The organism is Pollutimonas bauzanensis (genome assembly GCF_900129885.1).
In the GTDB taxonomy this organism is placed as follows: Bacteria; Pseudomonadota; Gammaproteobacteria; order Burkholderiales; family Burkholderiaceae_B; genus Pollutimonas; species Pollutimonas bauzanensis.
In genome coordinates this window covers 563,318-575,925 of record NZ_FQXE01000002.1, presented here as the reverse complement: position 1 = coordinate 575,925, position 12,608 = coordinate 563,318, and the positions used below count along the sequence as shown (strand labels likewise).

General features: G+C 63.9%; 13 protein-coding genes and 1 riboswitch. Of the genes, 7 read left to right on the top strand and 6 right to left on the bottom strand.

Annotated features, from left to right (window positions below; all coding sequences use genetic code 11):
* Nucleotide 1: 1 nt before the first annotated feature.
* The gene (locus tag BUB23_RS05790; RefSeq protein WP_073102117.1) at nt 2–520 is read right to left on the bottom strand and encodes a YqaA family protein; all 519 of its coding nucleotides are present in this window, start codon (nt 518–520) and stop codon (nt 2–4) included.
* A 100-nt stretch (nt 521–620) separates the two neighbouring features.
* Here BUB23_RS05790 and ilvA point away from each other — a divergent pair, with 100 nt between their 5' ends.
* Complete coding sequence (gene ilvA, locus BUB23_RS05785; RefSeq protein ID WP_073102116.1) at nt 621–2,129, top strand: threonine ammonia-lyase, biosynthetic; 1,509 nt, start codon at nt 621–623, stop codon at nt 2,127–2,129.
* A 22-nt stretch (nt 2,130–2,151) separates the two neighbouring features.
* On the opposite strand, the gene BUB23_RS05780 is transcribed toward ilvA, so the two are convergent.
* Genes BUB23_RS05780 through phoB form a run of 5 tightly spaced genes read right to left on the bottom strand, consistent with a single transcriptional unit; the run spans nt 2,152 to nt 6,387 of the window.
* The gene (locus BUB23_RS05780) at nt 2,152–3,141 is read right to left on the bottom strand and encodes a 5-oxoprolinase subunit C family protein (RefSeq protein WP_073102115.1); all 990 of its coding nucleotides are present in this window, start codon (nt 3,139–3,141) and stop codon (nt 2,152–2,154) included.
* Nucleotides 3,138–3,869: a 5-oxoprolinase subunit PxpB gene (gene pxpB, locus BUB23_RS05775; protein ID WP_073102114.1), complete on the bottom strand. Its 732-nt coding sequence runs from the start codon at nt 3,867–3,869 to the stop codon at nt 3,138–3,140. Before pxpB ends, BUB23_RS05780 begins: the two co-directional genes overlap by 4 nt.
* A 14-nt stretch (nt 3,870–3,883) precedes the next feature.
* Nucleotides 3,884–4,312 carry a VOC family protein gene (locus tag BUB23_RS05770; RefSeq protein WP_073102113.1) on the bottom strand — a complete coding sequence of 143 codons (429 nt, stop codon included), beginning with the start codon at nt 4,310–4,312 and terminating at the stop codon, nt 3,884–3,886.
* 29 nt (nt 4,313–4,341) lie between these two features.
* Nucleotides 4,342–5,634 carry a phosphate regulon sensor histidine kinase PhoR gene (gene phoR, locus BUB23_RS05765; protein ID WP_073102112.1) on the bottom strand — a complete coding sequence of 431 codons (1,293 nt, stop codon included), beginning with the start codon at nt 5,632–5,634 and terminating at the stop codon, nt 4,342–4,344.
* Between the two features lie 51 nt (nt 5,635–5,685).
* Nucleotides 5,686–6,387, bottom strand: a complete 702-nt coding sequence (gene phoB / locus BUB23_RS05760) for a phosphate regulon transcriptional regulator PhoB (RefSeq protein WP_073102111.1) — start codon at nt 6,385–6,387, stop codon at nt 5,686–5,688.
* Nucleotides 6,388–6,562: 175 nt separating this feature from the next.
* Between phoB and ubiE the strand changes: the two genes are divergently transcribed.
* The 6 genes from ubiE (at nt 6,563) to BUB23_RS05730 (ending at nt 12,269) form a co-directional block, all read left to right on the top strand.
* The gene (gene ubiE / locus BUB23_RS05755) at nt 6,563–7,354 is read left to right on the top strand and encodes a bifunctional demethylmenaquinone methyltransferase/2-methoxy-6-polyprenyl-1,4-benzoquinol methylase UbiE (protein WP_073102210.1); all 792 of its coding nucleotides are present in this window, start codon (nt 6,563–6,565) and stop codon (nt 7,352–7,354) included.
* A 206-nt stretch (nt 7,355–7,560) separates the two neighbouring features.
* On the top strand, nt 7,561–8,547 hold the full coding sequence (locus tag BUB23_RS05750) for a Tim44 domain-containing protein (protein WP_073102110.1): 987 nt from the start codon (nt 7,561–7,563) through the stop codon (nt 8,545–8,547).
* A gap of 174 nt (nt 8,548–8,721) precedes the next feature.
* Nucleotides 8,722–9,360: a ubiquinone biosynthesis accessory factor UbiJ gene (locus BUB23_RS05745; RefSeq protein ID WP_073102109.1), complete on the top strand. Its 639-nt coding sequence runs from the start codon at nt 8,722–8,724 to the stop codon at nt 9,358–9,360.
* Nucleotides 9,361–9,362: 2 nt separating this feature from the next.
* Complete coding sequence (gene ubiB, locus BUB23_RS05740; protein WP_073102108.1) at nt 9,363–10,922, top strand: ubiquinone biosynthesis regulatory protein kinase UbiB; 1,560 nt, start codon at nt 9,363–9,365, stop codon at nt 10,920–10,922.
* An 11-nt stretch (nt 10,923–10,933) separates the two neighbouring features.
* The gene (locus BUB23_RS05735) at nt 10,934–11,785 is read left to right on the top strand and encodes a ferritin family protein (RefSeq protein WP_073102107.1); all 852 of its coding nucleotides are present in this window, start codon (nt 10,934–10,936) and stop codon (nt 11,783–11,785) included.
* Nucleotide 11,786: 1 nt separating this feature from the next.
* Nucleotides 11,787–12,269: an adenylyltransferase/cytidyltransferase family protein gene (locus tag BUB23_RS05730; RefSeq protein ID WP_073102106.1), complete on the top strand. Its 483-nt coding sequence runs from the start codon at nt 11,787–11,789 to the stop codon at nt 12,267–12,269.
* 91 nt (nt 12,270–12,360) lie between these two features.
* Nucleotides 12,361–12,531, top strand: a riboswitch (cobalamin riboswitch).
* Nucleotides 12,532–12,608: the final 77 nt, after the last annotated feature.

Genomic DNA, 12,608 nt, shown 5'->3' with positions numbered 1-12,608 from the left:
ATTACACGCCCGGGAAGAACCAGAGGAGTGCCGCGGTCATGATGGCGTAGCGCAGGAATTTGCCCAGGGCCATGTAGAAGACGCTGGGCCCGAAGGGCAGGCGCAGCCAGCCGGCGACGGCGCACAGCAGGTCGCCGATGACGGGCACCCACGAGAAAAACAGGGCCGGGGGGCCCAGCCGGTGCAGCCAATAGCTGATGTAGTCATGCCAGCGCCCGCCGGCCTTCTTGTGGATTTTCTCGGGGTGCTTCTCGCGCCAGCGCTCGTAGGCTTTCTCGGCGCCCAGCCCCATGGCGTAGCTGATGGCGCCGCCTATGGTATTGCCCAGGGTGGCGACCAGGACGGCGGCCCAGAACATATGGGGGGCGATTTTCACGAAGCCGAAGACGGCGGGCTCGGACCCCAGCGGCAGCAGGGTCGCGGATATGAGGCTGACGATGAAAATGGCGCTCAGGCCTACGCGCGGCAGAGCCAGGGTAAGAAGTAGCCAGTGTATCGATGCGTGCATCCATGCTTCCATAGCGCGCTAGTGTATCGCTGAAATGCGGTGGCGCGCCCGGGTTTATGGCAGGTGGCCGCTATGGTATTCTGCTCGTTTACCTATCGAACCTTCTTCGTCCATGTCAACAGACTATCTTAAACGCATCCTTAACTCCAAGGTTTACGATGTCGCTGTCGAGTCAGCTCTGGAACTCGCCCCCCAGATTTCGGCCCGGATCAACAACAAGATTCTGTTGAAGCGCGAAGACACGCAGCCGGTTTTCAGTTTCAAGCTGCGCGGCGCCTATAACAAAATGGCCAACCTGAGCCCGGCCGACCTCAAGCGCGGCGTGATCGCGGCGTCGGCGGGCAACCATGCGCAGGGCGTGGCGCTGTCGGCCAAGCGCCTGGGGTGCAGGGCGGTCATCGTCATGCCGGTCACCACGCCGCAGGTCAAGATCGCCGCGGTGCGCCATCTGGGCGGCGAGGTCGTGCTGATGGGCGACAGTTTCTCGGACGCCTACGAGCACGCCAAGGAACTGGAAAAAAAGGAAAAGCTCACCTTCGTGCATCCCTTCGACGACCCCGATGTGATCGCCGGGCAAGGCACGGTGGGCATGGAAATTTTGCGCCAGCACACCGGCCCGATAGACGCCATTTTCGTGGCGGTGGGCGGCGGCGGCCTTATTTCGGGGGTGGCCGCCTACGTGAAGCAGCTGCGTCCGGAAATCAAGATTATCGGCGTGCAGACGGTGGATTCCGACGCCATGGTGCGCAGCGTCAAGGCGGGCCGGCGCGTCACGCTGCATGACGTGGGCCTGTTCTCGGACGGCACGGCGGTCAAGCAGGTGGGGGCGGAGACCTTCAGGCTGACCAGCCAGTATGTCGACGACTTTGTGCTCGTCGACACGGACGCCATTTGCGCCGGCATCAAGGATGTGTTCCAGGATACGCGCAGCGTGCTGGAGCCGGCCGGCGCCCTGGCCCTGGCGGGCGCCAAGCGCTATGCCGCCGAGCACAGGTGGAAGGGCAAGACCATAGTGGCCATCACCTGCGGCGCCAACATGAATTTCGACCGCTTGCGGTTCGTCGCCGAGCGCGCCGATGTGGGCGAAGCGCGCGAGGCGGTGTTCGCGCTGACCCTGCCGGAAAAGCGCGGCAGCTTTCTGCGGCTTTGCGAGGCGGTGGGCAACCGCAGCGTGACCGAATTCAATTACCGCATCTCGGACGCCGCCAAGGCCCATGTGTTCGTGGGCCTGCAGATCAACTCCGCGGCGGAGCCGGAAAAGCTGGCCAACAGCTTCCGCAAGAAGGGCTTTCCCACCCTGGACCTGACCGGCAATGAAATGGCCAAGACCCATTTGCGCTATATGGTCGGCGGCCGTTCGGCGCTGGCCGAGCACGAGATGCTGTTCCGCTTTGAATTCCCCGAGCGCCCCGGCGCGCTGATCAAGTTCCTGGGCGCCATGAGCCCCGACTGGAACATCAGCCTGTTCCATTACCGCAACCAGGGCGACGACTACGGCCGCATCCTGGTGGGCATACAGGTGCCGCCGGCCGACAAGAAGGCATTCAAGGGCTTCCTGGACGGCCTGGGCTACCCATACTGGAACGAATCCGACAACCCCGCCTACCAGCTGTTCCTCTAGCCGCTCCCGCCGCGGCGGGGCGCTAGCCCTCGAATAGCTGGCGCAAAGAGGCCAGGGACTGATGCAGGCGGCCGAATGCCTCTTCGCGCTGGCTGTCCAGCTGCTGGGCATGATCCAGCGTGGTTTCGACGAAACGCAAGGTCTCGCCGGGCATGCATTGCGCAATGACAGGCAGATCCACCGTGGCCACATGCGCGATCTTGGCGTAGCCGCCCGTGGTCTGCCTGTCGGCCATCAGGACGATGGGCTTGCCGTCCGGAGGGACTTGTATGCTGCCGAAGCTGGTGGCTTCCGACAATAGCTGGGTGGCGCTTTTCAATGACAGCCGGGCCCCTTCGAGCCGGTAGCCCATGCGCTCCGATTGCGGGCTTATGCGATAGTCGTCCGCGAAAAAGCCGGCTATCGACGATTCGGTGAACAGGCCGGTATGCGCGCCGCGCATGGCGCGTATGGCGGTCCTGGGCGCCAGGCCCAGAATGGCCGGCAGGTAGACCTTGATTTTCCAGAGTTCCTGTTCCAGTTCGGCCAGCCGGCCGCTGTCGGGCTGGCGGCGCATGGCCAGCACATCGCCCTTCCTGAGCGCGCGGCCGTGGAAACCGCCGAAGCCGCCGCGCAAATACGTGCTGCGGCTCGATAGCACGGTGGGCAGGTCTATGCCGCCGTTCCAGGCGATATAGGCGCGCAGGCCCGCCGTTCGCGGCCCGAAGGCCAGGACGTCGCCCGCGCGGACGACCAGGGGCCGGTTGTTGGGTACCGGCGCCTGGTTCAGGGTGGGGCTCAGCTGCGCGCCGCTGATGGCGATGCAGCCGGGCGCGTCGAAGCGCAGGGTCGGCCCCGCGAGCGTGATTTCCAGCGTGGCCTCGTCTTCCGGATTGCCGGCCAGCAGATTGGCCAGCCGATGGGCGCGGCTGTCCATCGCGCCGCCCACCGATACGCCCAGGTGCTGGTATCCGACCCGGCCCAGGTCCTGGAAGCTCGACAGCAGGCCCGGCTTGATGACGGTGATGCTCATGGGCGCCCGCGCTGCGCGGCGAGGAATTCATCGGGGCCGATGGGGACGAAGCTGACGGTGTCGCCGGGGGCCAGCAGCGCCGCGGGATCCTTGAAGGGATCGAACAGCACCAGCGGCGTGGCGCCGATGATATGCCAGCCGCCGGGCGAGGTGTTCGGGTAGATCATGGTTTGCAGATTGGCGATGGCGACCGATCCGGCCGGCACATTGGTGCGCGGAGTGCTGCGCCTGCCTATGGCCAGTTTCGGGTCGTGCACGCCGATATACGGCGCGCCGGGCGCGAAGCCCAGCATGAACACATAGGCCGGACTCTGGCTGTGCAGGCGCACGACCTCGGCTTCGGATAGCCGGCAGTGGGCGGCCACCTGGGCCAGGTCGGGCCCGTACGCGCCGCCGTAGCACACGGGTATGTCTATCTGCCGCGCCTGCGCGGTGGCCAGGCCTTGGGCCAGGGCCTGGCTCAGGACGTTTTCGATTTCGCCGGCCAGGCGCCGGAAGCTGGCGCCGGCGCTGAAAAGCCCGGGCTTATAGTGCAGGGCGACCGAGTTGAAGGCGGGGACGATGTCGCTGACCCCCTTGATCCGCGCCGCCCGCAGCGCCGCCGCCGCGGCGGCGCATCGATGCCCGGTTTCCATGCTGATCTCGCCCCCCAAGACCAGCAGCACGCTGCGGTCGCCCTGCGGCACGATTTCCCAGGGCGGGGCAGCGTCTTGCGGGGAGCGCGGCATGCGGGAGCGCGGCCTTATTTGGCGAACAGCGAATCGATATTCTTGAAAGCCTTGAATTCCAGGGCGTTGCCCGATGGATCCATGAAGAACATGGTGGCCTGTTCGCCGACTTCGCCCTTGAAGCGCACATAGGGCTCGATCACGAACTTGGTGCCGGCGTCCTGGAGCTTGCCGGCCAGCGCTTCCCAGGCGCCCATGTCGAGCACGGCGCCGAAGTGGCGCACGGGAACGTTATGGTCGTCGACCTTGCTGGTCTGCGCGCCGCCGCATTCGTCCGGCGACAGATGCGTCACGATCTGGTGGCCGAAGAAATTGAAGTCCACCCATTCATTGGAGGAGCGGCCCTCGGGACAGCCGAGCAGGTCGCCATAGAAGGCGCGGGCTTCGGCCAGATCGCGCACCGGGAAGGCGAGGTGAAAGGGAGGTAGGGTGGTTTGCGGCATGTGATATTTGCTCCGTGTGAACGGGCATTTTACGCCAGGCTGACCCGCGCCGGCGGAAAGACCAGGGAGAACAGGCTGCCCGCGCCGAAGCGGCTGTGTATGGTCAGGTCGGCGTTGTGGCGCATGGCGACATGCTTGGTGATGGCCAGGCCCAGTCCTGTTCCGCCGGTGGCGCGCGAACGGCCCCGGTCGACCCGGTAGAAGCGCTCGGTCAGGCGCGGGATGTCCTGCGAGGCGATGCCTATGCCGGTGTCCTGCACGGAATAGCAGGCGTGGCCGTCTTCGGTCAGGTACCAGCTGACGGTAATGGTGCCGTCTTTCGGGGTGTAGCGTATGGCGTTGGTCAGCAGGTTGGATACGGCCGAGGCCAGTTCGGTTTCCACGCCGGTGATGCACAGGTCTTCGGCAATGTTCTCGACGAAGACATGCTGGCCGTTGGACAGGATATGGCCCTGCTGCAGGGCGTTGCGGATGACGCTGCCCATGCGCACGGGCTCGCCGCCCGCCGTCGGGGACGATTCCAGCGTGGACAGGGTGAGCAGGTCGGCGACGATGGCCTGCATGCGCTGGGCCTGTTCCAGCATGAGGTTCTGGTAGCGGGCTTTCTGTTCGCCGCTCAGCGACTCGGCCGGCATGTCGCGCAGCGTTTCCAGGAAGCCCGACAGCACGGTCAGGGGGGTGCGCAGCTCGTGCGAGACATTGGCGACGAAGTCCTTGCGCGTGGTTTCCAGTTTTTCGACCTGCGTGACGTCGCGGGTGACGATCAGGAACTGGCCGACGCCGTAAGGGGTCAATTGCACCAGCAGGGATTTTTCCTGGCCATCGTTCTGCAGGTGCAGCAATACCGGGCCGGGCCAGGTGTTTTGCCTGGCATAGCGGGCGAATTCCGGGGCGCGCAGTATGTTGAAGATGCTGTGGCCGCGGTCGGTTTCCAGGTTCAGGCCGATATGGTCGCTGGCCGTCTGGTTGCACCATGTCAGCTGCATGGACTCGTTCAGGGTGATGGCGCCGTCGGGCAAGGCTTCCGCGGCGAGCATGATGCCGTTCACATGCTGGTTCAGCAGCGCTATGTCCTGCCTGTTCTTGCGCAGCTGTCGATAAATGGGAGCCAGCACCTCGTCCCAGGGGCCGACCGACGGCGGCGGCGGGGCGTCGATATTCTTGACCCAGCGCGAGATGCGCGAAAGCTGCAGGCCGCTGACCAGGATCATGGCGAGCAGGCCGAAGGTGAACAGCATCCATCCCGCGTTGGCCCCCAGCCACGGCGCGCACAGCCACCCCAACAACGCCCATATGCCTATCGAAATCAAAGTTTTAATCATGTCTGCGGGGTTTCATGGACAGTGGGCGGGCGGTATTCGGGCATGTCGAGGTCAAGGAAGCCTGGGCGGCAGGGCGGTGAACCGGTATCCGGCGCCGCGCACGGTTTCGATATGGTTTTCATGGCTGCTCGGTTCCAGGGCTTTGCGCAGGCGCCGGATGTGCACGTCTACCGTGCGCTCCTCGACGAACACATGATCGCCCCATACCTGGTCGAGCAATTGGGCGCGGGAAAACACCCTTTCGGTATGCGTCATGAAAAAGTGTAGCAGGCGGAATTCGGTCGGGCCGACGGTCAGGGGCACGTCGCCGCCCGCCACCCGGTGCGTCGCGGGGTCCAGGCGCAACGTGCCTATCTGGATCAGGTCGTCGGTGAGCTGCGGCGCGCGCCGGCGCAGCACGGCCTTGATGCGCGCGATCAGCTCTTTGGGCGAGAAGGGCTTGGTGATGTAGTCGTCGGCGCCGGCTTCCAGCCCTTCGATCTTGTCCTGCTCGGCGCCTTTGGCGGTAAGCATGATGACCGGGATCTGGCGGGTGCGCTCATCCGAGCGCAATTTCTTGGCCAGGGTGATGCCGGAGGCGCCCGGCAGCATCCAGTCGAGCAGTATGAGATCGGGCAGCTCGGCGCGGATGAGGGTCTGGGCCTGCTCGGCGTCGAAGGCGCGCAGCACCTTGTGGCCGGCAAAGGACAGGTTCACCGAGATAAGTTCCTGGATGGCTGGCTCATCTTCTACAACGAGTATGGTTGTGCTCATGGGGCCCGATAGAGATAAAGTAGGTCGTAGTTCGGAAAAAATCGCATGTGACAGATAATATGGCTTAAATATTTCAGGTTTGTGAAATTAAGAAAAGAGTTTTGCGCTTTTTCACTTGGCGCGCCCGAAGGGCGTCCGTATCGGCGCCCGCATAATGTTGTACGATTATCAAATCATGCAAAATACCCGTTCTTCCGCTCCAGAAACCGGCTCCTCCCATTCACAGCCCGCCGAGGCAAGCACGCATTTCGGCTTCAAGACTGTGGGCGAGAATGAAAAGGCCGGCAAGGTGGCCGAAGTCTTTCATTCGGTGGCCAGCCGCTACGACATCATGAACGATTTGATGTCGGGAGGGCTGCATCGTATCTGGAAAGCCTTCACCATAGGCCGCGCCGATGTCCGCCCGGGCATGAAAGTGCTGGATATCGCCGGCGGCACGGGCGACCTGGCCCGCGCCTTCGCCAAGCGGGCGGGCCCCGCGGGCGAAGTCTGGCTTACCGATATCAACGATTCCATGCTCAGGGTGGGGCGCGACCGCCTGACCGACAGCGGCTTGCTGATTCCGGCCGCCGTCTGCGACGCCGAGCAGCTGCCCTTCCCGGATGGCCATTTCGACCGCGTGAGCGTGGCCTTCGGCCTGCGCAACATGACCCACAAGGACCGCGCGCTGGCTGAAATGCGGCGCGTGCTCAAGCCGGGCGGCAAGCTGCTGGTGCTGGAGTTTTCCCGCGTGGCCAAGCCGCTTGCGCCGGCCTACGACTGGTATTCCTTCAATATCCTGCCCTGGCTGGGCAAGAAAGTGGCCGGCGACGAGGCAAGCTACCGCTACCTGGCCGAATCCATACGCATGCATCCCGACCAGGCCACCCTGGCGGGCATGCTCGAAGCGGCGGGCCTGTCGCGCGTGCGCTATTTCAACCTCAGCGCCGGGCTGGTAGCCCTGCACGAGGGCGTCAATCTGGGCTGAGCCCCCGCCTTCATGGCGCCCTGGCCACCCCGCATGCCGCGGGCGGCGGTTCATTCCGTCCGCGGTTGAACTTATTTTTCAGCGCGCAGTCTGACTTTATGCTAATGTTCAGCTTCCAGTAAGATGTCTGTCTTACCACTGAATTCATCAAACGAAATCCATATTTCGGCGGCGCTGCCAGCGTACCGCAAACAGGAGCACACTATATGTCCCATCGGTTTTCACGGCTTATCGCCATTGCCATGCTGGTTGTTTCGGCCGGAGCGATGCTATCGGTGTCCTTCGACGCCGAGGCGCGCCGCTTCGGCGGAGGCAAGAGCCTTGGTCGGCAATCGTCCAATGTAACGCAGCAGCGCCAGGCGGTCACGCCGCCTGCCGCCAGCAATAATATGTCCCGCGCCGCGGCGCCCGCGGCTGGCGCCGCGGCAGCCGGCACGGCCGCCAAAAGCGGCATGTCGCGCTTCCTGGGCCCGATCGCCGGCATAGCCGCCGGCCTGGGCATTGCCGCATTGCTTTCCAGCATGGGCCTGTCGGGCGCTTTCCTGGAAGCGATGTCCAGCATGCTGCTGATCGGCCTGCTGATCTTCGGCGTCATGTTCATCGTGCGCCGGCTGCGCGCCGGCGCCGCCCGTCCGGCCATGCAGCAGGCCGGCGCCAGCCATGGCCCCCTGCATCGCCAGAACGCGCAGTCTCAAGGCGCCCAGTCGCAGAACACCTGGCGCGAAGCCGGCCAGCCCGTGGCGGCGTCTTCCGCCGCCAATGCCGCGGCGATCGCCGCGGTGCCGGCCGCGCCCCTGAACGACAAATGGTTCATTCCTGGCGACTTCGACAGCTCCGCTTTCCTGGCCAACGCCAAATCGCAGTTCATCGAAATCCAGGCGGTATGGGATAGCGGCGATCTCGAAAAATTGCGCGACTACATGACCGACGACCTGATCGCCGAAGTCAAGCCTGAAATCCTGGCGCGCAGCGAAGGCACGCAGACCCAGGTGGTATTGCTCAATGCCGAGCTGCTGGGCATCGAAGCGGTGTCGGGCGGCCATCTGGCCAGCGTGCGTTATTCGGGCATGCTGCGCGAAGCCAGGGAAGCGGAAGCCTTCCGTTTCGAAGAAGTCTGGAATCTGTACAAGGCCGACGGCGCGGGCTGGCTGCTGGCCGGCATCCAGCAAATCCCGGTTGAATACGCCAGTTAAGCCCGCGGTCGGGGCGTAGCGCGGAAAAAGGGCACCTCGAAGGTGCCCTTTTCTAGTGGCGCCTTCTGCGGCGCCGAATGTCCGGCTTCGCGCTTGCCTGTGCGTAAAACCGTTAAACTTGAGCTCTTGCCTTATATGCTCACCTGAATCCGGCGCCGCCGCACAAGTCCAAACATGCTTTCTTTGCCTGCCTTTCTCGCCCCGACCGCGGTCTACGCGCGCGCGCTCAACAAGCTGCTGCGGCGCGAAGACTGGGCGCGCGAGCGCTTGAGCCGCCATTCGGGCAAGACGGCGCGGTTTGTCGTCGGCGGCCTGAAAATGAGCCTGACCGTGCAGGCCGCCGGCCTGGTCCAGCATTCCGACCCGGCCATCGTGCCGGATGTCATCCTCACCATCCCCGCCGGCAAGGTCGCCGCGCTGCCGGGCGCGCTGCGGGCGCGCGATCCGGCCCTGATCACCGAACTGATGCATATCGAGGGCGACGCCGGCCTGGCGCAGCTGGTTTCAGACCTGGCGCGCGACCTGCGCTGGGATGTCGAAGAGGACTTGTCCGGGCTGGTGGGCGACATGGCGGCGCGCCGCCTGCTGCAGGCGGGCAGGCTGCTCGCCGGCGGCATCCAGGCCTCGGCTGTCCGCCTGGCCGGCAATGTGAGCGAATTCCTGTCCGAGGAAAGCGGCATGATGGCAAGCCGTCCGGCCTTCGAGGCTGACGCCGCCCGCCTGCGCGGCATGCTCGCGAGGCTGGACCAGCTCGACGCGCGCGTGGCGCGCCTGGCCGGCGCCGGTCTGCGCAGCCCGATGCGCAAGGCCTGACCATGTTTACATTCTTCCGCCTGATCCATATCATCTTCGTGGCCTTGCGCTTCAGGCTCGATGAACTCGTCCTGTCGGGCATCAAGCATCCCGTCGCCTACGGCTTATTGCGCATCGTCCGCCTGGGCCGGGCGCCCCGGATGGCGCGCGGCGTCAGGCTGCGCGTCGCGCTGGAATCGCTGGGGCCGATTTTCGTCAAATTCGGGCAGGTGCTTTCGACGCGCCGCGACCTGATTCCGCTCGATATCGCCATCGAACTGGCGCTGCTGCAGGACCGCGTGCCGCCCTTTCCGTCGGACCAGTCCGCGGCCCTGATCGAAGCCGCCCTGGGCGCGTCGCCCCATACGCTGTTCAAGCAGTTCGACGCCGACCCGGTGGCGTCGGCATCGATCGCGCAAGTGCATTTCGCCGTCCTGCACGATGGCCGCCAGGTCGCCGTCAAGGTCTTGCGCCCCGGCATGCGCGAGATCATCGAGAAGGACCTGACCCTGCTGCGGGCGCTGGCCGGCCTGGTCGAGCGCCTGGCCGCCGATGCCCGGCGCCTGAAGCCGCGCCAGGTGGTGGCCGAATTCGACATCTACCTGCACGACGAACTGGACCTTATCCGCGAGGCGTCCAACTGCAGCCAGCTGCGGCGCAATTTCGGGCCGGGAACGGGGCGCAGCAATTTGCTGATGGTGCCCGAAGTGGTATGGGAGTACTGCGCCACGTCGGTGTTCACCATGGAGCGCATGCACGGCATACCGGTGAGCCAGATCGGCCGCCTGCAAGCCGCCAATATCGACATCAAGGACCTGGCGCGCACGGGCGTGGAAATTTTCTTCACGCAGGTGTTTACCGACGGTTTCTTCCATGCCGACATGCATCCGGGTAATATTTATGTATCGGATGCCCCTGAAACGCTGGGCCGCTATATCGCGCTGGACTTCGGCATCGTAGGTTCGCTGTCCGAGTTCGACAAAAACTACCTGGCGCAGAACTTCCTGGCCTTCTTCCAGCGCGATTACCGCCGGGTGGCGCAGCTGCATATCGAGTCCGGCTGGGTGCCGGCGAACACCCGCGAGGAAGACCTCGAAGGGGCGGTGCGGGCCGTTTGCGAGCCCTATTTCGACAGGCCTCTGTCCGAAATTTCCCTGGGCCAGGTATTGCTGCGCCTGTTCCAGACCTCGCGCCGGTTCAATGTCGAAATCCAGCCGCAATTGGTGCTGCTGCAGAAAACCCTGCTGAATGTGGAAGGAATGGGGCGCGAGCTGGACCCCAATCTGGATTTATGGAAAACCGCGAAGCCTTATCTGGAAAACTGGATGCACGAGCGCATAGGCCTGGCGGGCCTGCGCAAGCGCCTGGACAAGGAGGCAAGCCAATGGGCGCAGATTTTGCCGCAGATTCCAAGGCTGGTCTACGCCAACCTTAACAGGCCTGACACAGGGCCTAGGTTAAACTTGGAGCTTGAACGCCTGCGTCGTACGCAACAACAGACCAACCGGCTGCTGGCGGTGCTTGCGGCCGTCGTGGCGGTGGCCTTGGGTGTGGCCATTTGGGCGCTCACGCGCCATACTTAAGAGAGATTTCTATGCTTTATCCTGAATTGTTCAAATCGATGGAAGCGGTGCGCTGGAACATGGGCACCGATATTCCCTGGGACGAGTACGACGCCAGCAAGCTGACGGACGACCAGGCCTACACGATCAAAATGAACGCCATCACCGAATGGGCCGCGCTGCCGGCGACGGAAATGTTCCTGCGCGACAATCGCGACGACAGCGATTTCTGCGCCTTCATGTCGGTATGGTTTTTCGAAGAACAAAAGCATTCGCTGGCCCTCATCGAGTATCTGCGCCGCTTCCGCCCGGAACTGATGCCTACCGAAGAAGAACTGCACAAGGTGCGCTTCGAATTCGATCCGGCCCCGGCCATGGAAACCCTGATGCTGCATTTTTGCGGCGAAGTGCGGCTGAACCACTGGTACCGGCGCGCGTCGGACTGGCATAGCGAGCCTGTCATCAAGGCCATCTATAAAATCATTGCGCAAGACGAGGCGCGCCATGCGGGCGCCTACCTGCGCTACATGAAACGGGCCTTGATGCATCAAAGCAAGGAATTCGGCGCGAGCGCCCGCATCGCCTTCGCGAAGATCGGGGTGCTGATGGCGTCGGCGCACCGCACGCCGCAGGCCCTGCACCCGACCAACCTGCATGTCAACAAAGACATGTACCCGCTGGATACCGTGCAGTCCAAGCTGCCTTCGCCGGGCTGGCTCGAGAACTGGCTGGACAACCAGATCCATTTCGACAAGGAATGGGAAGGCAAGGTCAGTTCGCGGATTTTGCACAATATGTCGCTGTTGATGGAAACCAGCTTCAATACGGTGCAGGACCTGAACCGCTACCGCAAGGTGCTGCTCAAGGACGTGGCGCCGGCATAACATGGCGGCGCGTTTCGAGTCCAAGATACTGGCGCGGGAAGATTGCGTGGCGGCGCTGCGGGCCGGCGATTTCCCGCGCCCGCTGGTCTTCACCAATGGCGTATTCGACATATTGCACCGCGGCCATGCCAGCTATCTGGATGCGGCCGCGCAATTGGGGGCGACGCTGGTGGTGGCCCTGAACACCGATGAGTCGGTGCGGCGCCTGGGCAAGGGCGATGACCGGCCATTGAATACGCTGTGCGACCGCGCGGCGCTGATCGCGGCGCTGGCTTGCGTGACGGTGGTGACGGATTTCGACGAGGATACGCCCCAGGCCTTGATCGAGCAGTTGCGGCCGGATGTGATCGTGAAGGGCGGCGACTACGATATGGAGTCGCTGCCGGAGACGGCCAGCGTGAAGAGCTGGGGCGGGAAGGCGGTGGCGATTCCATTCGAATTCGAGCGTTCGACGACGCGGCTGCTCAAGAAGATCCGCGGCTGACTCCGCCGCCATTCCGACACGCCCTCAAGGTCAAAGGGCGCCATCCCGGGGCGCCTGTGATATATTCCGCAACGACAAAGGTGCTTTCGGAGTAGAACAACGCGGCCATTGCCTTATGCCGCGGCACGCTCTGCGAAAGTTAAACGGGAAACAGATGCGCACTTGCCCCAGGCAAGAACCATGCGCCCAAACTGTGCTGCCCCCGCAACGGTAAGCATGTCATCCATGCCAGCCCGACACCGGCCTTGATCACCCTTAGTCCATTCCCCGCCCCGGAATATCCCGGCGCCGCGACATGCGCGGCAAATTCCCCGGCCAGGAATGTTTTATTGCTTACAA

What these genes read in the sequence shown, in the direction of transcription:
- BUB23_RS05790 (WP_073102117.1), bottom strand. Translation starts at nt 520, where the DNA reads ATGGAAGCATGGATGCACGCATCGATACACTGGCTACTTCTTACCCTG.
- ilvA (WP_073102116.1), top strand. Translation starts at nt 621, where the DNA reads ATGTCAACAGACTATCTTAAACGCATCCTTAACTCCAAGGTTTACGAT.
- BUB23_RS05780 (WP_073102115.1), bottom strand. Translation starts at nt 3,141, where the DNA reads ATGAGCATCACCGTCATCAAGCCGGGCCTGCTGTCGAGCTTCCAGGAC.
- pxpB (WP_073102114.1), bottom strand. Translation starts at nt 3,869, where the DNA reads ATGCCGCGCTCCCCGCAAGACGCTGCCCCGCCCTGGGAAATCGTGCCG.
- BUB23_RS05770 (WP_073102113.1), bottom strand. Translation starts at nt 4,312, where the DNA reads ATGCCGCAAACCACCCTACCTCCCTTTCACCTCGCCTTCCCGGTGCGC.
- phoR (WP_073102112.1), bottom strand. Translation starts at nt 5,634, where the DNA reads ATGATTAAAACTTTGATTTCGATAGGCATATGGGCGTTGTTGGGGTGG.
- phoB (WP_073102111.1), bottom strand. Translation starts at nt 6,387, where the DNA reads ATGAGCACAACCATACTCGTTGTAGAAGATGAGCCAGCCATCCAGGAA.
- ubiE (WP_073102210.1), top strand. Translation starts at nt 6,563, where the DNA reads ATGCAAAATACCCGTTCTTCCGCTCCAGAAACCGGCTCCTCCCATTCA.
- BUB23_RS05750 (WP_073102110.1), top strand. Translation starts at nt 7,561, where the DNA reads ATGTCCCATCGGTTTTCACGGCTTATCGCCATTGCCATGCTGGTTGTT.
- BUB23_RS05745 (WP_073102109.1), top strand. Translation starts at nt 8,722, where the DNA reads ATGCTTTCTTTGCCTGCCTTTCTCGCCCCGACCGCGGTCTACGCGCGC.
- ubiB (WP_073102108.1), top strand. Translation starts at nt 9,363, where the DNA reads ATGTTTACATTCTTCCGCCTGATCCATATCATCTTCGTGGCCTTGCGC.
- BUB23_RS05735 (WP_073102107.1), top strand. Translation starts at nt 10,934, where the DNA reads ATGCTTTATCCTGAATTGTTCAAATCGATGGAAGCGGTGCGCTGGAAC.
- BUB23_RS05730 (WP_073102106.1), top strand. Translation starts at nt 11,787, where the DNA reads ATGGCGGCGCGTTTCGAGTCCAAGATACTGGCGCGGGAAGATTGCGTG.